The organism is Halorussus marinus (assembly GCF_004521895.1).
GTDB classification, from domain to species: domain Archaea; phylum Halobacteriota; class Halobacteria; order Halobacteriales; family Haladaptataceae; genus Halorussus; species Halorussus marinus.
The window spans coordinates 106,212-126,494 of sequence record NZ_SBIR01000011.1 but is presented as its reverse complement, the minus strand read 5'-3'; the positions used below and the strand labels follow the sequence as shown (position 1 = coordinate 126,494).

The following is a 20,283-nucleotide window of genomic DNA, read 5'->3' as shown; positions in this document are numbered from 1 at the left end:
CGTAGAGGACAGTGACGGCCGGCCACCGCTCGGGACACCCGACAGGGCGGACAGCCCGACCCCGATTTTCGACGATCGTTGTAGATAGGGTTTATTATCGTCGAACTACTGGCTCCCAGTATCAGGATGAGCGTTCAACGACCGACGACACGCGACCGAGCACTGCCGACCGAACTGGAGTCGCCGCGCGCGAAGCTGGTGTATCTCTACCTCCGAACCGCGGCGGCGTCGCTCGACGACCTCGAATCGGATCTGGAACTGAAGAAGATCACGCTGTACAGCATCCTGCGGACGCTCCGCGAGCGCGATCTGGTCGAAAAGCGCGACGGGGAGTTCGCGGTGTTAGAGTAGCTACTCCTCTTTTTCTTCGGGACAGAGCTGTTCGGGGGTCCGTTCGTACCGGGGCGTCGAGACGAACCGCTCGATGCGTTCGCGTTCGTCCTCCGAGAGCGTCATAGACGATGGGACTCACGGAAGGGGTAAAAAGACGGCGGGCAACTGTCAGATCGCCGTCCATCCGGCACGGCCGCGCCGGCCGACTCGAATCGTCGACTCGGGAACAAATATTTTATACCGGGAACGACCAGCAGAAACCGTTGAAGAAAACGCTGTCCGCAGTCGTCGGCCGGGTGAAACGCTACCTCGGGTCGTCGACTTCCGAGTCCGAAGAGGGGGGTCGCGACGCCGGGCCCGACCTCTACGAGTGTCGGGGCTGTGGCGAGGTGTTCATCTCGCGTCCGTCGGAGTGTTCGAACTGCGAGAACGACGACTTCGCGAACGTCGGCAAGTTTCGGTGACAGCAATCGAGGGTCGGTAACTCTCCGACCGTCCGAGCGGGGCACCATCGGGGCGAACGCCTACCCTGTGCTCACCGACCCGTACCACCGTGATTCGGTTCGGTACGATGGGCCCCACGAAGCCGCCGGCGCGTCGGCTGTGTTGTATTCGGGAGATCGCGGCGGGGCGTCGAAGATCACGTCGCCGACCCGAGAACGACCGGCGCCGCGTCCGATCGTGACTGGAGCGTAGACAAGCGATCGGATCTCGGGGAGTCGACCGCGACGACCCCCGAGATCACTCCACCGATCCGTCGGGATCAACGAGCCACTGTCTCGCCGGAACCGGGAGTAACTGCACTTTAACGGACAGATTAGCCGCCACGATGGTCTCCGTTCGGCGACGACCCCGGGATCTCGGGGCCACGTTGGTTCGATCGGTCCAGAAGTCGGCGAAGCGACCGACGGCTCGATCGAGAGTATCGGTTCGAGGAGAGCCGCCGGCTCGGAAGCCAGGGGTGGGATTTGAACCCACGAACTCCCGATTACAAGTCGGGTGCTTGGACCGCCCAAGCTCCCCTGGCGCGGATCGACGTTCGCGCTACTCCTTTGTGAGCGTATCGCTTTCGGGTCGTTTTTCGAGTTCGACCCTGTGGGGGCGGTAGCCGTGCCGGCGGTAGAACCGCCGGGCGGCGTCGTTGTCGGCCAGCACGTCGAGCACGACCGTGTCGACGCCGGCCTCGGCCAGCGCGGACTCGGCGGCGCCGAGCAGTTCCGAGCCGATCCCCTCGCCGCGTCGGTCGGGGTCGACGTAGATGTTCCGGACGACGCCGCGGTCGACGTCCTGTTCGTAGGCGCCCGACTCCGTGGCGAAGCCGACGAAGCCGACGATCGAGTCCGCCTCCCGAGCGACCAACAGCCGGTCGGCGACCGACTGTCGGACGAAGGCCTCGCGGACGGTCTCGCGGTTCTCCTCGGCGAGCAGGTGCGAGCCGAACGCCCGCTGGCTCGCGGCCAGTTCGACCCACCGATCGGCCACCGTGCCCGCGTCCTCGACCGTGGCGGCCTCGACGACGACCATTCACCCGCGCAGTACTTCGACCGCCGGGAGCCGTTCGCCGGTGAGCATGGCGAGCGCCGCGCCCCCGCCGGTGCTGACGTGGTCGAACCCCTCGATTCCGAACCGGCGGATGGCCGCGGCCGTGTCGCCGCCTCCGACCACGCTGTACTCGGCGTCGGTCGCGGTCTCGAAGAGCCGCCGGGTCCCGTCGGCGAACGTCTCGTCCTCGAAGACGCCCGCCGGTCCGTTGAGCACTACCGTCCCCGGCCCCGTGACGGTCTCGCCGTACGCCTCGACGGTCGCCGCGCCGATGTCCATCGCGGCCTCGCCCTCCTCGGGCGGGAGGTCGGCCACTCGGATCTCGTGGCGGTCGCCGTCGCGCTCGACCGCCACGTCCTCGGGGAGCCGGATCCGATCGCCGTGTTCGGCCAACAGGTCGGCCGCCCGGTCGATCTCATCCCAGTAGCCCTGCTCGTAGATGAAATCGGCCGACGCGTCGCCGAGGTCGACGCCGTCGGCGAGGAGGAAGACGTTCGCGACCACCCCGGTCGTCAGCACCGCGTCGGCGAGCCCCCGGTCGAGGACGCTCTCGACGACCGCCAGCGAGTCGGGCACCTTCGCGCCCCCGACCACGTAGGTCCGGGGCTCGGGGGTTCCCTCCATGCCGCCAAGCACGTCGAGTTCGCGTTCCATCACCCGTCCGGCGTACCCCGGAAGCTCGACCGGCAGGCCGACGAGCGAGGGTTGCGAGCGGTGGGCGGCCGCGAACGCGTCGTTGACGTAGGCGTCGAGCGCCGGGGCGAGCCCCTCGACCAGATGGGTCTCGGCGGCTCGTTCCGGGGGAAACTCCATGTACTCCTCGCTGTAGAAGCGAGTGTTCTCCAGGACGACCGCCTCGCCGTCGCCGAGCCCCTCGACCGCCCGGCGGGCGTCGCTCGAAAACGTCGCGTCGGTGTACCCGACGGGGGCGTCGAGCAGTTCGTCGAGGCGGTCGGCGTGGGTCCGGAGAGGGCTGAACTGGTCGCCGCCGGGTCGGCCCTGGTGGGCGAGCACCGCGACCCGGCCGCCGCGGTCGAGCAGTTCCGAGAGGGTATCGACGTGCGCGCGGAGTCGAGCGTCGTCCGCGAGATCGCCGTCGTCGGTGAGCGGACTGTTGATGTCGATTCGAACGCCGAGTGTGGTCCCTTGAACGGCGAGGTCGTCAAGGGTCTGGATCGCCATACGTGTCCGTGCGACAGCGCGAGCAATATATGTGTCGGGCTAGACGACAGATACAAATTCGGTAGCGAGTGAATTGTTTGAGTCACCGACCATGTGACCGCGAGTTCGACGATCCGACCCACTTGCACACGGCGGTCCGTGTCGGACGGATTCGGGCGCCAGCGGCGCTCTCGACCGGTCGGTCGCGCGGAAACGACGCCAATACGCACGTTATTCAACTGTTTACCTGAATTGATAGGCTCATACTTATGTCAGATGATGTTGGAGTTGTACTGCCATGTCATACCACACGAGAAGGCGTGACGTCCTTCGGGGCGTCGGCGCGATTGGCACGATCGGTCTCGCGGGGCAGGTGGGTGCGACCGCGAGCGCGAGTCAGGACGGCGGTCCGGACCTGCTGACGGTGATCGGCTACCCCGAGAGCGGCATCCAGTTGTTCCGGGACTACTACAGCGTCTCGGACGGCGCCGAGGACATCCTGATCCCCGACGGGCTTCAGGACGCCGCGCTCCCCGGACAGGTCGGCAATCCGATGGACAACGTCACCGGCACCGCTCCGGCCGCCGGGGGGCCCAATCAGGAGGCGTTCACTCAGCTCTTCCGCGACGAGTACGACGCCAGTCCGGGCGTGTTCACGTCCCAGTCGTACGACTCGACGGCGGCGCTCGTGCTGGCGAACGTCGCCGCCGGCGAGAACAGCGGGCCCGCGATCAGAGATCAACTCCGTCGGATCGCGAACCCCGACGGCGAGGAGTACGGCCCCGAGCGGTTCGTCGAGGCGGTCGAAGCCGTCGCGAACGGGGAGAATATCAACTACCAGGGCGCGTCGAGCGCGGTGAACTTCGACGAGAACGGCGACCCGGCGTCGGCGGCCTACTCCATCTGGGAGTTCGGCGGCATCGACGCCGAATCGGTCGAGACCATGGAGACTCAGACGTTCGAGGGCGAGAACCCCGAGGGCGCGGGTCCCAGCGCCGAGGAGTCGCCGGGCGGGACGGGCCGCGAGGTGAGCGTCGGCATCCTCCTGCCCGAGACCGGCGATCTGGCGTCGGTCGGCCAGCCCATGATTCGAGCGGCCGAGCTTCCGGTCCAACAGGTCAACGAGTCCGACCTCGATCTGACGGTCAACGCCCAGTTCGAGGACACGAACACCTCGCCCGATCAGGGGGTCAGCGGCGCGCAGTCGCTCATCAGTTCGGGCGTGCCGGCGGTGTGTGGCACCGCGTCGTCGGGCGTGAACGTCCCGGTGTCCCAGGAGGTGTTCATCCCGAACGAGGTCGTCGGGTGCTCGCCGTCGAGCACCGCGCTGTCGGTGACGAATCTCGAAGACGACGACTTCATCTTCCGGACGGCCCCGAGCGACCAGCTTCAGGGGCGGGTCATGGCGCAGGTCGCCTCCGAGCGACTCGGCGCCCAGAGCGCGGCGACCCTGTACGTCAACAACGACTACGGCCAGCAGCTCTCAGAGCGGTTCAGCGGCGTCTTCGAAGAGGAGTTCGACGGCGAGGTGTACGACCAGATCAGCTTCAACATCGGCGAATCGTCGTACACCAGCGTCATCAATCAGGCGCTGTCGAGCGGTAACTGACCCGCGTTTTCGCGGCCTTCGGACCGCCTCGCCGATCGGCTGACCGGCCCGCCGACGGTCGCGACCGGCGGGCGCCGTCGGTCCGCATTCGAGGACGAACCTACCCGCCGAGAAACTCCTGTCTGACCTGTTCGTCGTTGAGCAGTTTCCGGCCCTCGTCGACGTACCTGTTCTGTCCGTTCGCGAGCACGTAGCCCCGATCACACCGCCGAAGCGCTTCCTTGGCGTTTTGCTCGACCATCAGCACCGCGGTCCCCGCGTCGTTGATCTCGTCGATCTTGTCGAACATCTCCTCGACGAGGTCGGGCGCCAGCCCCGCGCTCGGCTCGTCGAGCAACAGCAGGTCGGGGTCCAACATCAGCGCCCGGCCCATCGCGAGCATCTGCTGTTGGCCGCCCGACATCGTGCCGGCCTTCTGGTCCCGGCGCTCTTCGAGGATCGGGAACCGCTCGTACACCTCCCGGAGCGCCGCCTCCGGAACTTCGTCGAGGATGTACGCGCCCATCTCTAAGTTCTCCCGGACGTTCAGCGCCGCGAACACGTTGTCGCTCTGGGGGACGTAGCCCATCCCCTTGTGGATGACGTCCTCGGGCTTCGTGGCGGTGATGTCCTCGCCGGCGAACGTCACCGTCCCGGCCATGTGGGTCGTCAGTCCGAACACCGACTTCATCACCGTCGACTTGCCCGCGCCGTTCGGCCCAACGATAGTGACGTACTCGTCGGCGCCGACGTCGAGGTCGACGTCGGTGAGGATCTGGAGGTCGCCGTAGCCGGCGTCGAGGTCCCGCACCTCCAGCAGGCTCATACCTCACCCCCGAGGTACGCCTCGATGACGTCCTCGCTCTGTTTGACCTCCGTCGGCGTGCCGTCCTTCAGGATCCGGCCCTGATGCATCACGATGACCCGCTCGCAGTTGTTCATGATGAGGTCCATGTCGTGTTCCACGATGAGGAAGGTGTAGCCCTGCTCGCGGAGTTCGTGGACGTGCGCGAGCAGTCGCTTCTCCAGCGAGGGGTTGACGCCCGCGAACGGCTCGTCGAGCAACAGCACGTCCGGGTCGGTCAGGAGCGCTCGCCCCATCTCGAGCAGTTTGCGCTGGCCCCCCGAGAGGTTGCCGGCGTACTCCTCGGCGAGGTGGTCGATCTCGAAGAAGTCGAGGACCTCCCAGACGCGTTCGAGCTGGTCGAGTTCCTGACTCCGGACGTCGTTTCGAAGGCCCGGGGTGACCGACCGCCACAGCGACTCGCCGACCTGGCCCTTCGGCGCGAGCATCATGTTCTCCAGAACGGTCATCTCCTCTAGCTCGCGGGCGATCTGGAAGGTCCGGGCCAGACCTCGGTTGGCGATCTCGTGGGGCGCCAGCCCCGTGATGTCCTCGCCGTTGAACCGGACCGCGCCGTCGTCGGGGTCGTGCATCCCGGTGATGAGGTTGAACGTCGTCGACTTGCCCGCGCCGTTCGGGCCGATGAGCCCGGTGAGCGTCCCCTTCTCGACCTCGAAGCTCACGTCGTCGACCGCGACGATGCCGCCGAACGTCTTCCGGAGCCCCTCGACTTCGAGCGGCGTCGATCGGTCGACCGCCGCGTCCTCGACCGGGATGGCGGGGTCCTCGGCGGACTCGTCGGCTTCGCTCACGGGCGTTCACCCCCGTCGGTCGCGGCGGCCTCCTCGGGAGCGTCGCGGCGGTCGGGCCGCGAGAGGTCGATGGTCGAGGCGGTCTCCTTGCGGTGGCCCAACATGCCCTCGGGTCGGTTGTGCATCAGCCAGATGAGCACGACCCCCATGATGACGAGCCGGAGCTGGCTGATGCTGTTGAGCGTGTAGACGAAAAACGGCACCGGGTCGAGCGAGCCGACCGCCGCCATCGCCTGCCCGAAGCTCCCCGGCCCGTCGCCGAGATCGAGCGCGGCCTCCACGAGGTTCTTGAAGTACCGGGGACCCTCGTACAGCAGGGCCGCGAACACCGCGCCGCCGAGGAAACTGCCGGTGTTCGAGCCGGCGCCGCCGATGATCAGCGCGATCCAGACGAAGAACGTGATGTTGGGTCGGAACGACGGCGGCGTGATGCTCCCGCGGCCGGCGTACCAGAGGATGCCACCCAGCCCCATCAGCGCACAGCCGAGCACGAACGACTTGAGCTTGAACCGGTTGGTGTCTTTCCCCAGCGCGTTGGCGACGTCCTCGTCTTCCCGGATGGCCTTCAGGACGCGCCCGAACGGCGACTTGCCGGTCCAGGTGAGCAGCCAGTAGTAGAGCCCGACCACGAGCAACAACACGAGCCCGTACACCACCCCGTCGACGACCGGCTTCGGGTTGTTCGCGATCAGGTTCGACTCGACGAACCCGACGAACCCGAGGTACGGGTCCCAGAGGAACAGCGTCCGCAGGAGCGCTTCGAGCGGCGACGGATAGTTGAGGATGAGTCCGCCGCCGCCCCCGAGCCCGACCGTGTCCGCCGCGAGATCGATTCCGAGCACGGTGTCGGGCACCTGGAAGGTCTGGAACGTCCGGGACATCATCGTGAACCGGACGATCTCCGAGAACGCGATCGTCACGATCGCGAGGTAGTCGGCCCGCAGTCTGAGCGCGGGGAGCGCGACCAGCAGTCCGAACAGCGCCGCCGCGAGCACGCCCCCGACGACCCCGACGGCGAGCGGGAGCCCGAACCCGCCGACCTGCGCGGCCCCGCCCTGCGCGACCGGCGGCTTGGTGATCACCGAGGTCACGTAGACGCCGATCCCCATGAACCCGACCACGCCGATGTTGAACAGCCCTGTGTACCCCCAGTGGAGGTTGAGCGCCAGCGCGAGCATCCCGAACACCCCGATGTAGAACGTGAGGTTGGCGATGGAGTTGAGCTGTCCCCGGAGGCTGTATCCGAACACGACGCCCGCGAGTACGTACACCACGTAGATGACCGCGAGCACGGCGAGGACCAGTCCCACGTCCCGGTCCCCGAGGTCGGCTACCCGGTCGCGGAGGCCGGTGGCGCTCATGCCGTCGTCCTCCCGCCGAAGATGCCCTTCGGCTTGAACAGCAGGATGACGATCATCACCACGAACGCCGCCGCCCGGCCGAACTCCGAGGGGACCCAGATGACCGACGTCGAGGCAGTCACGCCGATGATGATGCCGCCGCCGATCGCGCCGTAGATCGACCCGATCCCGCCGAGGATGACCGCGGCGAAGATCAACAACAGCAGGAGCCACCCGTCGTTGAACCCGAGAGTTCCCTTCCAAAGGACGAACATGTAGCCGGCGACGCCGGTGAGCCCGCCGCCGATGATCCATGTGGCGCGGACGACCCGCTCTGTGGGGATGCCGGTGATGCGGGCCAGATCCTCGTTGTCGGACATCGCGCGCATCGCCTTTCCGAGTTTCGTGCGCTGGAGCAGGAGGTGGACCCCGAGCATCAGCCCGACCGAGACGACGAGCAGCGTCGCGTCGTGGGCCGTGACTCTCACCGTCCCGTCGACGACGGGGACGCTGGCCCGGGGGACGAGCCCGGCGGCGGTCGTCCCGCGGACGTCGGTGCCGAACACGAACACGAGGAGATACCGGAGCGCGAACGCCACCCCGATGGAGGTGATCAACAGCGTGATGCCGCTCTCGTCGCGTATCGGCCGGTAGACGACGCGGTCGATCACCAGCGCGAGCGCCACCGTGGCGACGCCCGCGACGACCGCCCCGGCGGCGACGGCGATCGGCGACGTGGTGACCCCGATGCCGAGCGCGCCGCCGAACACCGAGCCGCCGGCCCCGACGAGCAACAGCGAGCCGACGTCCGCCTCACCGAGCCCGGCCAGCAGGTAGGTCACCGCCCACCCCGAGAACGCGCCGGCGGTGATGTAGTCGCCGTGCGAGAAGTTCGCGAAGTTGAGAATACTGTACGTCATCGAGAGGCCGATGCCGGCGAGGCCGACGATGAGCCCCCGAAGCAGCCCGTCCCAGAGGAGGGCCGCGACGTCGTGAAACTGCACGCGCCCGGCCGCCAACCCCGCGGCGAGGAACCACGCCATCCAGAGCCCGATCAGGCCGACCACGATGGCGAGCGGTTGGTCGACGACGAGTCGCCGACCGCGCACGTACGTTTCGGAAACACCCATTCGATAACACTCCCCACACGAAGTGCGGAATCGATCTATAAGAAGATTTGCGACCGATAATCGGTATAGGGGACGACAAAGCGCTCGTTTTCGACGGCGGCCGCCGGCCGAGTAGCGGTAACGTGACGTTACGGTTCCGGGACCGACGTGTCGAACCCGAACCGCAGGGGTTCAGTCGTCGCTGGCCGTTGCGACGGCTTCCGCGCCCACGTCGGGTTCGTTTCGTAGACACGACGACTGGTGGCCGTCACCGTGGTCGAGGAGTTCGGGTTTGGTCTCCTCGCACGGCGTCGTGAACACCTCCATCAGCGTCTCGGTTGCCGCCTCGACGTCGTCGTCGACCATCCGGTCGAGCGCGTCCGAGAGCACGCGCTCGGCCTCGGGGTCCGACAGCTGTTCGGGGAGGTCGAACTCGGCGCGGATCTCTGCTTTGACGGCGTCGGGCGGGACCGACTCGGGGTCGGTGTCGGTCTCGGCGGCCACGAACTCCCGGACGCTCTCGACGTCGATCTCGCGGGCGATCGCTCGATCCCGGAGGTTCAGCACCGACCGCCACGCGGACTGGTCCAGGTCGAACTCCTCGGACTGGATCACGCGGTGACACCGCGTGTGGAACCGACAGCCGCTGGGCGGGTCGCTCGGGCTCGGGACGGTGCCTTTCAGCTCGATGCCCTCGTGGGTCGACCGCGGGTCGGGGTTCGGGATCGCCGACAAAAGCGCCTCGGTGTAGGGGTGTGCGGGGTCCGAGAAGATCTGTTCGGTCTTCCCGATCTCGACGATCTCGCCGAGGTACATCACCGCGACCCGGTCACACACCTCGCGGATCACGGACATGTCGTGGCTGATGAAAAGCAACGACAGCCCGAACTCCTCTTGGAGGTCGTTGATCAGCGACAGGATCTCGGCCTTGATCGAGACGTCGAGCGCCGACACCGGTTCGTCGGCCACGATGAAGTCGGGGTTGAGCACGAGCGCGCGCGCCAGCGCGATCCGCTGTTTCTGGCCGCCGGAGAACTCGTGAGGGTACCGATCGTAGTCGTCGGCCGAGAGGCCGACGCGTTCGAGCAAGTTCTGGACGATGCGGCGCCGGCGGTCCCTGTCGGTCATCCCGTGGACCTGCAGGAGTTCGGCGACCGAGTTGCCGACGGTCATCCGGGGGTCGAAGCTCGAAGAGGGGTCCTGAAAGATCATCTGGGCGTCCCGGCGGAACGCCTTCAGTTCCCGCTCGTCGAACCGCGTGACGTCGTTCGGGTGGGTGCCGTCGTCGTTGCGCGTCCGACCGGCCCGTCCGCCGCCGTTGAACAGGACCTCCCCGCCGGTGGCGTCTTCGAGCCGAATGATCGACGACCCGGCGGTCGACTTCCCACAGCCCGACTCGCCGACCAGTCCGAGCGTCTCGCCCGGGTAGATGTCGAAGCTGACGCCGTCGACGGCCTTCGCGGCCCCGACCTGTCGGGAGAGGATTCCCTCCTTGATCGGGTAGTGTTTCTTGAGGTCCCGGACCGAGACCAGCGGCTCGTCGGGATCAGTCATCGCCGACACCTCCGGTCGCGGTCGAGGTCCCGGTTCCCAGCGACTCGTCGGCGACGGTCGACTCGTCGTAGCCCGACTGGTAGTAGACACAGGAGACGCGGTGGCCGTCCCCGATCTCTATCTCCTCGGGCTGGTCGCCGGTCCGACACGCGTCGACGGCGTGGTCGCACCGAGGCGCGAACCGACAGCCGTCTGGCGGATTGAGTGGGTCCGGAAGCGAGCCGGGGATGCCCCCGTCGCCCTGTCCCTTCCCGGGCAGACACTCCATCAGCGCCTGCGTGTAGGGGTGGGCCGGCCGCTCGAAGAGGTCGTAGACGCCGCCCCGCTCCATGACCTTGCCCGCGTACATCACCACGATGCGGTCGGCGACGTTGGCCACGACTCCGAGGTCGTGGGTCACGAACAGGATGCTCATGCCGTACTCGTCCTGTAGCTCGTCGAGCAGGCGCAGAATCTGGGCCTGGACGGTCACGTCGAGCGCGGTCGTCGGCTCGTCGGCGATGAGCAGATCCGGGTTCGTGGCCAGCGCCATCGCGATCATCACCCGCTGGCGCTGGCCGCCCGAGAACTCGTGGGGGTAGTCGTCGAACCGCGCGGTGGCGTTGGCGATGCCGACCCTGTCGAGCAAGTCGACCGCCCGATCGCGGGCCGCCTCGTCGGAGACGTCCGGCTCGTGGATCTGGATGGCCTCGGCGATCTGCCACCCGATCGTGTAACAGTGGTTGAGCGCGTCTTGGGGGTTCTGGAAGATGTGAGCGATGTTGTTGCCCCGGATCTCCCTGAGCTCGGACTCGCTCATCTCCGTGATGTCCCGTCCGCGGAACCGGACGGTGCCTTCGACCTGTCCGGGCGGCGACTTGACGAGCCGGGTGACCGATTCGGTCGCGACGGTCTTGCCCGAGCCCGATTCGCCGACGATACAGAGCGTCTCGCCTTCGCGGACGTCGAAGTCGATGCCGTCGACCGCAGTCAGCGTCCCGCCGTCGGTCTCGAACGTCGTCGTGAGACCGTCGACGGAGAGTAGTGGTGTGTCGTTCATGTGGAATCACTCCGACTCCGTTTCCGCTTCGGGGTTCAGTGCGTCTAGCAGTGCGTCGCCGAGGAAGTTGAAGGCGAGGATCGTCAGGAACAACACCAGTCCCGGCGCCAGCACGATCCACGGCGCGAACGAGAGGTCGCTCCGGCCGGCCGAGATGAGTTGGCCCCACGAGGGGACCGACGAGTCGCCCAGCCCGAGGAACGAGAGCTGGGCCTCGGCGAGCAGGAACGCCGGGATCAGTAGCGTGATGTCGGTGATGATACTGCTCGCGGAGTTCGGGATGACGTGGTGGCGGATGATCCGGTAGGAGCTCGCTCCGCTTATCTTGGTCGCTTTCATGTACTCTTCCTCGGTGACCGAGAGCGCCTTGCTCCGGACGTACCGGGCCATGCCCTCCCACGAGAAGATCCCGAGCAACAGGATCAACAGCCACAGGCCACCGCCGAAGATGTAGATGATGAGCAGGTAGAGGATGAGCGTCGGGATCGACTGCTGGATGTCGACGTACCGCATCAGCACCTCGTCGACCATCCCGCCGGCGTACGCGCTGACCGTGCCGAACGCGGTGCCGATCACGACCGCGATGAGCGTCGAGATGAACCCGACTTTCATGCTGATCTGCATCCCGTAGATGATCATCGTGAGAATGTCTTTGCCGCCCTGGGTGGTTCCCAGCGGATGCTGCCACGTTCCGGCGCAAGCGCCGCCGGCGAGCGTGCCCACGCACTCGATGACGTAATTCTGGTCGATCGTCATCCAGATCGGCGGCTGGTACTTCCGGAACAGTTCGCTCTCGGTCGGGCTGATGAACAGCGGTCCGAGCACGCCGAGCAGGAAGATGGCGATCAGCCAGATCAGACTGACGACGGCCGGGCGGTTCTTTCGGAACTCCTTCCAGTAGTACCGAGTCATCCGGGGGTTCTGATACAGCGGCAACACCGCGTAGAACCCGAACAGGATGAGGGTGAACGCGAACATGTAGTCGAGCGGGATGACGTCGTAGCCCCAGCCGACGGCCTCGAACGTGGCGCTGTTTGCCGGCACGATGAAGTAATCGTACAGCAGGATTGCAACGAGCACGCCCGTCGAGATCAGCGTCCCGATCGCGTTCGTCGATAGCTCCCGGCCGCTGTTGCTGGCGATGTCGTCCCAGTCGACCTGATCGAAGTTGGGGTTGGATTTGTCAGTCGCCATGTTATCTCTCGTCGAAGCTGATTCGGGGGTCGAGCACGGTGTAGACCACGTCCTGAAGCAGGTTCCCCACGGTCGCGATGAACGTGAAGAACAGCGTGGATCCGAGCACGAGGCTGGTGTCCTGAGCGATCACGGCCTGGAACGTCGTCTGGCCGAGTCCGGGGATGCCAAAGACGACCTCGACCAGCAGCGACGACCCGACGAACAGGTAGAGCAACTGGGCGACGATCGTCGTCGACAGCGGCACCATGGTCGGCCGGAGGATGTGTCTCGCGTAGATCCGGAGCGGCGAGACTCCCTTCGCGGTGGCGGTCTTCACGAAGTCGGCGTTGATGTACTCGGCCGACTCGTTACGCGAGACCCGCATCGTGCCGCCGATCGAACCGGTCACCAGTACGAACACCGGGAGCACGAGCTGTATCGCGTTCTCGAGGCTGAACACCGCGACGTCGGTGTTGTACACGATGGGTACCACGTCCAGATACACGCCGAACACCAACAGGAGTATGATACCGAAGAAGAAGTTCGGTATCGCGTACCCGAAGAACGCAAAGCCCGTCGCTACGTGGTCCTTCCAGCTGTACTGGTTGGCCGCCGAGTAGATACCCACCAGCGGTCCCAAGAGGATCGTCAGTATGGTCCAGGGAATCGAGTACTGGGCGGTGTAGTACAGCGATTCGAGGAGCGCTTCGGTCACGGGCTGATTGCGCGACTCCGACCACCCCCATTCGAGGGTGTACACGCCCGTCACGTAGTCGATGTATCGTTCGTGGAGCGGTGCGTCGAGGCCCCGAAGCTCACGGGCCCGCTCGCGGGCCTCTGCGGGATCACCGCCCTGTAGCGCCGCCTGTGTCGCGGCCTGCGATACCTGCGGGTTCGGCGCCGCGGTCAGCAGTGCCCATGTGAGAGTGACGATGATGAACGTCACGATCACTGCCCATGCCACGCGTCTCGTTATATACCATTCGAGTCCCATTGTATCACTAATCTCTCATTGTGTCGCGAATAAAACGGCGAAGTCGGTCGTCGCGTTACTCCTCGAAGTGCCAGGTCGGGAAGTCCCAGCCGCTGAAGTAGTTCTCGATCGGGCCCTGAAGACTGCTGTTGTATCCGATGGTGTCCGAGGGGAACGCCAGCATCCCCATCGGCTGGTCCTCCGAGATCTTGACGAAGATCTCTGCCAGCGCCTCCTTCAGCGCCTCCTCGCTTTCGGCGTTCTTCGCCTTCTGGAACAGTTCCTTGGCGTTCCACGACGGGTAGTAGCCGTAAGGGTTGTAGACGGAGTCTTTGAGGAAGAACACGTCGGCCGTCAGCGGGTTCAGCGGATAGGCGTTCAGGCCGTACACCACCGACATGTCCCACGCGTTCTTGCTGGTGACCTCGCGAGGACCCGCGTTGTTCCGCCCGTTGCTCCACTCGTACTGGTCGGGGTTGTCCGGAACCTGCTGTTGCCAGTAGTCGTTGGCGAACTTCGTGGCGTCGATGGCGTTGAGTTCGACGTTGATACCGGCGTTCTTGTCGAGCTCTTGAGCGATGTACTGCGCGAAGTTCTTCTCGGTGTTCTGGCCGGCGACGTGGTAGAGACTGAGCGAGACCTGATCGCCTTCGGGGGTGACCAGTCGGTCGCCGTCGTAGCTGTAGTCGTACTCGACGTTTTCGATGGCGCTCTCGATACGACTACGGGTCTCCTCCGGTCCGTAGAGGTCGCCGGTCCCGAAGGTCATCAGTTCGTCCTCGCCGGGGAACCACTTCGACCACGGGGGCTGCCAAGTGTACTCGACGTCGGCGTAGCCGCGATAGACGCCCTTGACGAGTCGTTCCTTGTTGATGGCGGAGGCGAGCCCCTGCCGGAACTTCTTCTCGCGGAAGAGGTTACCGGGGCCGGCGCTCCAGCCGTTGTCCCGCATGTTGTACGTACAGACCTCGTTGTACGACTGAGGCTGGACGCTGACGTACGTGCTCTCGAGGTCCTGGAACTCCGACACGCGATTCGGCGGAACCGCCGCGGTGTCGGCCTCGCCGGTCTCCAGCGCCGCGAGGCGCGAGGCCTCCTCGCCAACGACGCTGATCTCGATGCCCTCGAAGTACGGCGCGTTGCTGAAGGCTTCGGGGAGGTCGTCGGCCTCCTGAAGGTAGTAATCGTCGTTTCGCGAGAACGTGATGCCGGAGCCTCTGTTCCACTCGTCGAGGCTGAAGGCGCCGAGGTTTCCGGTAAACGAGAGTTCGAGCAGGTCCTCGTCCTGCCGGAACCCCTCAACGTCTTCCTCGTCGACGTACGGCTTCATCAGATCGATCGGGATGGGGTAGAGGAACGGGTCGTAGGTTTCGAGGTAGAGCGGGTCGGGACTCGGGAGCTCGATCTGGAACTCGTAGGTGCCGGTCTGCTCGACGTTGAGCGGCTCGTCGTTTCGGTACCAGTTCGTGCTGTCGGGGGTGTTCGCCCACTCGGTCTGCTGGACCTCTTGGATCTGATAGGTGAACGTCTCTGCGGTGACCTCGCCGTAGGGATCGCTGAACTCCATGTTCTCGCGGACGCTCGCGACCCACACTTCGTTGTCGTCGCTGGAGAGCTCCATCGTGAGCGGGAGCTGTTCGGTCCCCGGTCGGAAGTCGTAGTTCGGATCGAGCGTGTACTCGATGGCGACGCCGGCGCCGTAGGTGTCGTTGTATATCGGGTTGAGCGTCTCGTAGGTTGCCGACGCCAGGCTGTTGTACGTGCCGCTGACGGAGGGCAGTTCGCCGTCGCCCTCGGTCGTCTCCGAGCCGCCCATCGGGTCGTCCTCGGTCGTCTCTGCGGTCGTCTCCTGGTCGCCACCGCCCGAACAGCCAGCGAGGCCCGCAGCACCGGCGACGCCCAGCGCCTGGAGCCATCGCCGCCGTTTCATCTGATGTGCCTCGTCACCACGCCTGTCAATGTCGTGTGGCATAACATCCCAATAGTAGAGGGGGTACTTAAAAACTGCGACATCTTTAGAGCGTAGGTCGCCACTATCCCGTAATTACCGCCGCTTGTAAGCGAGTACAAATGGATAAATCGACACTTACCGTGCCGAACCGGTCGCTTTCGAACTCAGACGTCCCGACAGTCGACGCAGATCAACTGGCCGTTGACGTTCGACAGTTCCCGGCTCAGGGTACCGCAGGCCTCGCAGATGCTCCGGTCGGAGTACTCCGCGCTGTCGCCGTTGTCGGTGACGCCGCCGATCGGGTCGGCGCCGACCGGATCGGTCTCGGCGGGGGCGTCGGCGACGGGACTGCCGGCGACGGGGTGGCGCCCGTCCCGGAACGACGGAACCCCCGAGAGCGACGCCGACGCCGAGATGATGTCGCGCTCGTCGAGCAGTCCCAGAAGCTCGCCGTCCTCCTCGACGATGATGCGTCGGATGTCCTCGCGCGACATCGTCCCCGCGGCGTCCGCCAGCCCGCGGTCGGCCTCGACCGAGATTATCGGCTCGGACATCACCTCCGAAACCGGAGTGTCGGCGGGATCGGCCTCGTCGGCGACCACCCCGAGCACGTCCGACTCGGTCATGATGCCGACCGGCTCGCTCCCCCGGAGGACCACCACGCTCCCGACCCCCTCCTCGTCCATGAGCCCCACCGCGCCCAGCACGGTGTCCGACTCGCTGACCCCGACGAATTCGCGGGACATCACGTCCCTGACAGTCACTTCGGTTTCCATATGCGAACCATTGCCACAGTCTCTCTAAAAAGTATCCCCGGCAAGCTTAAGCCGGTGACGGCCCTACGTTAACGGTTGTTTGACCCGGTCCGATCTCACCGGTCGATGACGACGCGGTCGCCGTCGTCCCGACACACTTCGAGGGCGTGTTTCGCCGCCATCCCCGCCGACTGGGCGGTCCGGGCCTGTCCGACTCCGACCTTGAGCTCGACCGACACCGTCTCCTGGACGTGCTCGAGGGCGTCCTCGTAGGCCGCCCGGTCGAGATCCGGACACGTCGCGATGATGTTGTCGCCGCCGACGAAGAAGGCCAGCCCGTCGTGGGCCTTCCGGAGGTACCGCATCAGTTCGGCGTACCCCTGTTCGATCCGGATGAACGAGTCGTAGGCGTTCATTCGATCGGTGTACTTGCCGGTGGCGTCGTTCACGTCGAAGTGCGCGAGCTGGACGTCGTCGCCCGCCCGGTCGTCGGTGTCGAGGGTCTCACCTCGGAGGATCTCTGTCCGAGAACCGTCCTGTGCGCTCCCGGCGTCCTGGATGTGGGCGGTCGCCGTTTCGAGGGCCTCGGCCGGGCTCGGGTCGACGCCGATACCGAAGCTGACCGTCACCGGGTAGCGGTTCGCGACCGACTCCTGCATCAGGGCGTGGTCGTCGCGGTCGATCCCGTTCGTGACCGCGATCATGTTGTCGAACCGGGTGAAGAAGACGTACCCCTCCCGGTTGCCGACGAGCTGCGAGAGGTCGGCGTAGAGCCGCGACTGCAGGGTCTGGAGGTCGACCTCTCGGCGAGGCTCGGGCGTCACTGTCCACGGTCCGTAGTTGTCGATCTGGATCAGGGTGACCTGCGTGTTCGTCACTGTTGGTTCGAGTTTAGGAGCCCCGGCTTATAAGCTATCCTAATCGTGATAGGGTTTCCAGAACTGAGAACGTCCCGCCCGTTCCGGGGGATTCAAACCACAGTCTCCCCTCCACCCCGCTAATGACCATCCCCTCCTTCGTCGTCGGCATCGCCGGCGGGACCGGGGCAGGAAAGACGACGGTGGCCCGCGAGATCACCGACGAGGTCGACGACTCGGTGACCCGAATTCCGATGGACAACTACTACAAGGACCTCTCGCACCTCGACTACGAGGAGCGGGCGGAGGTCAACTACGACCACCCCTCGGCGTTCGAGTGGGAACTGCTCCGCGAGCACTTCGACTCGCTGTTGTCGGGCCAGCCGATCGAGATGCCCCAGTACGACTTTTCGGTGCACAACCGAAAGGACGAGACCGTGACGGTCGAGCCGACCGACGTCATCGTCCTCGAAGGCATCTTCGCGCTCTACGACGAGGAGCTCAACGACATGCTCGATCTGCAGGTGTACGTCGAGACCGACGCGGACGTGCGTATCCTCCGACGCATCGAACGTGACGTGGTCGATCGCGGGCGGGACCTCGAAGGCGTGATCGACCAGTACCTCTCGACGGTGAAGCCGATGCACGAGCAGTTCGTCGAACCCACCAAGAAGCGCGCCGACATCATCATCCCCGAAGGGGCGAACGCGGTCGCGGTGGGACTACTAGAGGAGAAGGTCCGAGCCGAGACCTACACCGACTCGGGATCGGGGTGGCGACTCGGCGACGACGGCGTCGAGCGAGAGGAGCGGGGCGGCTACGCGGTGACGGGCGGCGTCGGCGACGAGGCCGAGGACAACGACGAGTTTCCGATGGACGACTAGGCGCTCTTTTTCTCGGGATCGTCGCCTTTCGGGTGGTAGTCCCAGAACCCGCCGGCGCGCATCGCCGGGCCGACCGCCTTGTGGAAGTCGAGGATCGACTCGAACTCCGCCTGTTCGACGTGTTCGAAGATGTCGGCGACGCTGACGACCCGCTGGTAGTTGATCCGCACCGGTTCGTCGCCGTGGGACTCGACGAACTCCTCGCGGGACAGCGGGAAGTCCTCCTCGTCGTCGAGTTTCTTCGCGAGCACGGCCATGCCGTACTTGCGCCCGCCTTCGCTTCCCTCTTCGCCGTCGGGATCGTGCGGCCAGTCCATGCCTGATACGTGGGAGGGGTCGCTAAAAGGGTTTACCGTTCGCTGGCGATCCGCTTGGGCTCGCTCGACTCCGCGGGACGACTCGACCCGCGCACGCTACCGGTCGGGAACAGTGGCGTCGCTGACAACAGCGGCGCGTTATCACCGAACGAGACGGCGAGCGTTCGATCTCGAACGGCGACGACTCCGGTCGCTCGCGGTGTCGCTCGTCGGAAAATGCGGTGGGACTGGGATTTGAACCCAGAGCCAGACGGTCCTGCTCACTTCGCTCTCTCCGGTCGCTCGTTGCGCGGGCATGCGACTGACAGGGGGTAAAATCCGCGCCGAAACCGTATCCCTCCTCACGGCGACGCGAGCGGACGAACCGCTCGCGGTGTCGCTCGTCGGAGAATGCGGTGGGACTGGGATTTGAACCCAGGAGGCTTGACGCCACCTGCTTTCAAGGCAGGCGCAATAGGCCGCTCTGCCATCCCACCACGTCTCGGCGTAACCGCCCGACCCGTATAAGGATTGTCGGTCTACTCGCGGACCAGCGTCGGCTCCCCGTCGCGTTCGACGACCCGGAGCCCCCACTCCCGGAGGAGTGTCGCGGTGTGTTCGGGGACGATGCGGCCCGCGGCGACCCGGGCGTTCAGCGTCGGCACCAGCGATCGGAGGTCCTCGCCGGTCTCGATGCCTGTCTCGCGGTCCAGATACTCGACGTCGTGGCCCGCGTCGACGCCGCGGTTGGTCAGGGTCTCGATCGCCGGCGTCGCGTACGCCCCCTCGAAGTCGACGGTATCGGTGAACCCCGCGAAGTAGACCCGACCGCGCTCGCTGGGACCGAGCACGACCTCGTTGCGCCGGAGCTTCATCGCGGCGCTGTCGATCTCCTTGCGCGTGAGCATCGGGGCGGTGCCCGGGACGACCGCCGCCGACTGGACCTCCTCGCGGTCGAGCAGGTGGGTGACGGTGTTGCCCGCCCGCGCGGCGAACGTGGAGCCGGCCTGCACCTCGAAGCGCGCCTCACCGGGGTCGGCGAGCGCGTCGGCCGCGAGCGCCCGGAGTTGGGCCTCGGCGCTCTCCTCGCCGACGTGTTCGTCGGCCAGCAGGTCGTCGGGGCGGTAGTTCACGAGGAGTTCGCCCCCGCTCCGTTCGGCGGCCCGGAAGGTGTCTTTGAGCGACGCGGCGTAGAGCTCTGTGGCCTCCTCGGCCGAGAGCGGCGACGACTCGGCGAGTTCCGGCAGTACGAGCCCCGGTCGCGGCGGGTCGGCGAAGACCGCGATGACTGTCATGGGAGTACCTCGGGCGGCCGCGGTCTTGAAAGCCGCCATTCGTCGCGTCCGGTCGGGCGACGGACTGGGCGCCGACCCCCTATCGAGCGGTCGAACGGGTCGACGGGCCACAGCACCTACGCCGCCCGAGCCCCTACCCACCGTATGGTCGAACGCGAACTCGGACACGCGACGATCGTCTACGAGGATCCCGACGACGGCACCGTCGAGCGCACCGTCGAGAACGAGCACGTCGCCTACTTTCAGGATCACTGGCTCGTCAAGACCGACGACCACGACGCCGACCACGACGTCGTCCGGCGGATTCCCGCGAACCGGGTGTACTACGTCGAGCGGTCGGTCGAGGAGTTCGAGGCCGAGATGAAGACGATCCGCGATCAGGTCCAGTCGGTCGCCGACGACCTCCGGTCGAAGCTGTTCGGCGACCAGACGCACGGCGACGAGACCGAGGTGTACCGGATCGACGTCGAGAGCGGCGAACCGGTCGACGACGACCGCGACGACGCCGAGTGAGCCGACCCGCGACCCGGATTCCTACACGCTTTTATCTCGGGGATGCGTCGGCACGGGTATGTACTGGTGGCGACTCCTCGCCGTGGTAGGCGCCGTCTCGGTCGCGTTCGTGGCGGTCGGTAGCCTCGTCAGACTCCTCGACACCGTGACCGCGAGCACCGCCGCGCTCGCAGTGATCGCGGTAGTCGCCGCGTGCGTGCTGGCGGCGGGCCGGCTGGGCTCGGGCCCCGCGAGTCGGCTATCGACCTCCTACTGGTAGGC

The 20,283-nt window shown here is 66.0% G+C and carries 21 protein-coding genes and 2 tRNA genes; 6 read left to right on the top strand and 17 right to left on the bottom strand.

Translation table 11 applies throughout. From position 1 onward, the window contains the following. The first annotated feature begins 126 nt into the window (after positions 1-126). Both EPL04_RS14620 and EPL04_RS14615 read left to right on the top strand, forming a co-directional pair. Complete coding sequence (locus EPL04_RS14620; protein WP_134671931.1) at positions 127-351, top strand: TrmB family transcriptional regulator; 225 nt, start codon at positions 127-129, stop codon at positions 349-351. Between the two features lie 245 nt (positions 352-596). Beyond that, a complete protein-coding gene (locus tag EPL04_RS14615; protein ID WP_134671930.1) occupies positions 597-797 on the top strand; it encodes a hypothetical protein in 201 nt (66 codons plus the stop codon). Positions 798-1,286: 489 nt separating this feature from the next. Here the strand turns inward: EPL04_RS14615 and EPL04_RS14610 are convergent. The 3 genes from EPL04_RS14610 to EPL04_RS14600 all read right to left on the bottom strand — a co-directional run bounded on the left by EPL04_RS14610 (position 1,287) and on the right by EPL04_RS14600 (position 3,057). Continuing rightward, positions 1,287-1,360, bottom strand: a tRNA-Thr gene (locus tag EPL04_RS14610). 17 nt (positions 1,361-1,377) lie between these two features. Then, positions 1,378-1,857: a GNAT family N-acetyltransferase gene (locus tag EPL04_RS14605; protein WP_134671929.1), complete on the bottom strand. Its 480-nt coding sequence runs from the start codon at positions 1,855-1,857 to the stop codon at positions 1,378-1,380. After that, positions 1,858-3,057 carry a phosphoglycerate kinase gene (locus tag EPL04_RS14600; RefSeq protein WP_134671928.1) on the bottom strand — a complete coding sequence of 400 codons (1,200 nt, stop codon included), beginning with the start codon at positions 3,055-3,057 and terminating at the stop codon, positions 1,858-1,860. 277 nt (positions 3,058-3,334) lie between these two features. Between EPL04_RS14600 and EPL04_RS14595 the strand changes: the two genes are divergently transcribed. Then, positions 3,335-4,645, top strand: coding sequence for an ABC transporter substrate-binding protein (locus EPL04_RS14595; RefSeq protein WP_134671927.1), 1,311 nt, complete (start codon positions 3,335-3,337; stop codon positions 4,643-4,645). 100 nt (positions 4,646-4,745) lie between these two features. Here EPL04_RS14595 and EPL04_RS14590 read toward each other — a convergent pair whose 3' ends face one another. From EPL04_RS14590 to EPL04_RS14540, 11 genes are all read right to left on the bottom strand, one after another. After that, positions 4,746-5,450, bottom strand: coding sequence for an ABC transporter ATP-binding protein (locus tag EPL04_RS14590; protein ID WP_134671926.1), 705 nt, complete (start codon positions 5,448-5,450; stop codon positions 4,746-4,748). Continuing rightward, on the bottom strand, positions 5,447-6,244 hold the full coding sequence (locus tag EPL04_RS14585) for an ABC transporter ATP-binding protein (RefSeq protein WP_209019639.1): 798 nt from the start codon (positions 6,242-6,244) through the stop codon (positions 5,447-5,449). The genes EPL04_RS14590 and EPL04_RS14585 overlap by 4 nt, the downstream gene beginning before the upstream one ends. Before the next feature lie 32 nt (positions 6,245-6,276). After that, positions 6,277-7,641, bottom strand: a complete 1,365-nt coding sequence (locus tag EPL04_RS14580) for a branched-chain amino acid ABC transporter permease (RefSeq protein ID WP_134671924.1) — start codon at positions 7,639-7,641, stop codon at positions 6,277-6,279. Next, the gene (locus EPL04_RS14575; protein ID WP_134671923.1) at positions 7,638-8,750 is read right to left on the bottom strand and encodes a branched-chain amino acid ABC transporter permease; all 1,113 of its coding nucleotides are present in this window, start codon (positions 8,748-8,750) and stop codon (positions 7,638-7,640) included. The genes EPL04_RS14580 and EPL04_RS14575 overlap by 4 nt, the downstream gene beginning before the upstream one ends. Positions 8,751-8,921: 171 nt before the next feature. Further along, entirely contained in the window at positions 8,922-10,283 is a 1,362-nt protein-coding gene (locus tag EPL04_RS14570; protein WP_134671922.1) for an ABC transporter ATP-binding protein, read from the bottom strand. After that, on the bottom strand, positions 10,276-11,322 hold the full coding sequence (locus EPL04_RS14565) for an ABC transporter ATP-binding protein (RefSeq protein WP_134671921.1): 1,047 nt from the start codon (positions 11,320-11,322) through the stop codon (positions 10,276-10,278). Before EPL04_RS14565 ends, EPL04_RS14570 begins: the two co-directional genes overlap by 8 nt. 6 nt (positions 11,323-11,328) lie before the next feature. Next, the gene (locus EPL04_RS14560) at positions 11,329-12,516 is read right to left on the bottom strand and encodes an ABC transporter permease (protein WP_134671920.1); all 1,188 of its coding nucleotides are present in this window, start codon (positions 12,514-12,516) and stop codon (positions 11,329-11,331) included. A 1-nt stretch (position 12,517) separates the two neighbouring features. Continuing rightward, complete coding sequence (locus EPL04_RS14555) at positions 12,518-13,492, bottom strand: ABC transporter permease (RefSeq protein ID WP_134671919.1); 975 nt, start codon at positions 13,490-13,492, stop codon at positions 12,518-12,520. Positions 13,493-13,547: 55 nt separating this feature from the next. Then, a complete protein-coding gene (locus EPL04_RS14550; RefSeq protein WP_134671918.1) occupies positions 13,548-15,443 on the bottom strand; it encodes an ABC transporter substrate-binding protein in 1,896 nt (631 codons plus the stop codon). Positions 15,444-15,586: 143 nt separating this feature from the next. Continuing rightward, a complete protein-coding gene (locus tag EPL04_RS14545) occupies positions 15,587-16,198 on the bottom strand; it encodes a CBS domain-containing protein (protein WP_134671917.1) in 612 nt (203 codons plus the stop codon). Positions 16,199-16,293: 95 nt separating this feature from the next. Next, complete coding sequence (locus EPL04_RS14540; protein WP_134671916.1) at positions 16,294-17,055, bottom strand: GTP cyclohydrolase III; 762 nt, start codon at positions 17,053-17,055, stop codon at positions 16,294-16,296. A gap of 122 nt (positions 17,056-17,177) precedes the next feature. On the opposite strand from EPL04_RS14540, the gene udk reads away from it, so the two are divergent. Then, the gene (udk, locus tag EPL04_RS14535; RefSeq protein ID WP_134671915.1) at positions 17,178-17,918 is read left to right on the top strand and encodes a uridine kinase; all 741 of its coding nucleotides are present in this window, start codon (positions 17,178-17,180) and stop codon (positions 17,916-17,918) included. Here udk and EPL04_RS14530 read toward each other — a convergent pair. The 3 genes from EPL04_RS14530 to EPL04_RS14520 all read right to left on the bottom strand — a co-directional run bounded on the left by EPL04_RS14530 (position 17,915) and on the right by EPL04_RS14520 (position 19,509). Continuing rightward, a complete protein-coding gene (locus EPL04_RS14530; RefSeq protein ID WP_134671914.1) occupies positions 17,915-18,235 on the bottom strand; it encodes a DUF5785 family protein in 321 nt (106 codons plus the stop codon). The two genes, udk and EPL04_RS14530, sit on opposite strands and share 4 nt — an antisense overlap. Before the next feature lie 393 nt (positions 18,236-18,628). Continuing rightward, positions 18,629-18,711, bottom strand: a tRNA-Ser gene (locus EPL04_RS14525). Positions 18,712-18,753: 42 nt separating this feature from the next. Next, positions 18,754-19,509: a TIGR04282 family arsenosugar biosynthesis glycosyltransferase gene (locus tag EPL04_RS14520; protein WP_134671913.1), complete on the bottom strand. Its 756-nt coding sequence runs from the start codon at positions 19,507-19,509 to the stop codon at positions 18,754-18,756. A 144-nt stretch (positions 19,510-19,653) separates the two neighbouring features. On the opposite strand from EPL04_RS14520, the gene EPL04_RS14515 reads away from it, so the two are divergent. Together EPL04_RS14515 and EPL04_RS14510 are read left to right on the top strand one after the other, a co-directional pair. Then, complete coding sequence (locus EPL04_RS14515; RefSeq protein WP_134671912.1) at positions 19,654-20,022, top strand: hypothetical protein; 369 nt, start codon at positions 19,654-19,656, stop codon at positions 20,020-20,022. Between the two features lie 58 nt (positions 20,023-20,080). Beyond that, a complete protein-coding gene (locus EPL04_RS14510) occupies positions 20,081-20,281 on the top strand; it encodes a hypothetical protein (protein ID WP_134671911.1) in 201 nt (66 codons plus the stop codon). Positions 20,282-20,283: the final 2 nt, after the last annotated feature.

Excerpts from the sequence above, each read along its gene's own strand:
- EPL04_RS14550 (WP_134671918.1), bottom strand. The coding sequence starts at position 15,443 with ATGCCACACGACATTGACAGGCGTGGTGACGAGGCACATCAGATGAAA.
- EPL04_RS14510 (WP_134671911.1), top strand. The coding sequence starts at position 20,081 with ATGTACTGGTGGCGACTCCTCGCCGTGGTAGGCGCCGTCTCGGTCGCG.
- EPL04_RS14580 (WP_134671924.1), bottom strand. The coding sequence starts at position 7,641 with ATGAGCGCCACCGGCCTCCGCGACCGGGTAGCCGACCTCGGGGACCGG.
- EPL04_RS14515 (WP_134671912.1), top strand. The coding sequence starts at position 19,654 with ATGGTCGAACGCGAACTCGGACACGCGACGATCGTCTACGAGGATCCC.
- EPL04_RS14555 (WP_134671919.1), bottom strand. The coding sequence starts at position 13,492 with ATGGGACTCGAATGGTATATAACGAGACGCGTGGCATGGGCAGTGATC.
- EPL04_RS14545 (WP_134671917.1), bottom strand. The coding sequence starts at position 16,198 with ATGGAAACCGAAGTGACTGTCAGGGACGTGATGTCCCGCGAATTCGTC.
- EPL04_RS14620 (WP_134671931.1), top strand. The coding sequence starts at position 127 with ATGAGCGTTCAACGACCGACGACACGCGACCGAGCACTGCCGACCGAA.
- EPL04_RS14600 (WP_134671928.1), bottom strand. The coding sequence starts at position 3,057 with ATGGCGATCCAGACCCTTGACGACCTCGCCGTTCAAGGGACCACACTC.
- EPL04_RS14560 (WP_134671920.1), bottom strand. The coding sequence starts at position 12,516 with ATGGCGACTGACAAATCCAACCCCAACTTCGATCAGGTCGACTGGGAC.
- EPL04_RS14575 (WP_134671923.1), bottom strand. The coding sequence starts at position 8,750 with ATGGGTGTTTCCGAAACGTACGTGCGCGGTCGGCGACTCGTCGTCGAC.
- EPL04_RS14530 (WP_134671914.1), bottom strand. The coding sequence starts at position 18,235 with ATGGACTGGCCGCACGATCCCGACGGCGAAGAGGGAAGCGAAGGCGGG.
- udk (WP_134671915.1), top strand. The coding sequence starts at position 17,178 with ATGACCATCCCCTCCTTCGTCGTCGGCATCGCCGGCGGGACCGGGGCA.
- EPL04_RS14590 (WP_134671926.1), bottom strand. The coding sequence starts at position 5,450 with ATGAGCCTGCTGGAGGTGCGGGACCTCGACGCCGGCTACGGCGACCTC.
- EPL04_RS14520 (WP_134671913.1), bottom strand. The coding sequence starts at position 19,509 with ATGACAGTCATCGCGGTCTTCGCCGACCCGCCGCGACCGGGGCTCGTA.
- EPL04_RS14570 (WP_134671922.1), bottom strand. The coding sequence starts at position 10,283 with ATGACTGATCCCGACGAGCCGCTGGTCTCGGTCCGGGACCTCAAGAAA.
- EPL04_RS14565 (WP_134671921.1), bottom strand. The coding sequence starts at position 11,322 with ATGAACGACACACCACTACTCTCCGTCGACGGTCTCACGACGACGTTC.
- EPL04_RS14595 (WP_134671927.1), top strand. The coding sequence starts at position 3,335 with ATGTCATACCACACGAGAAGGCGTGACGTCCTTCGGGGCGTCGGCGCG.
- EPL04_RS14605 (WP_134671929.1), bottom strand. The coding sequence starts at position 1,857 with ATGGTCGTCGTCGAGGCCGCCACGGTCGAGGACGCGGGCACGGTGGCC.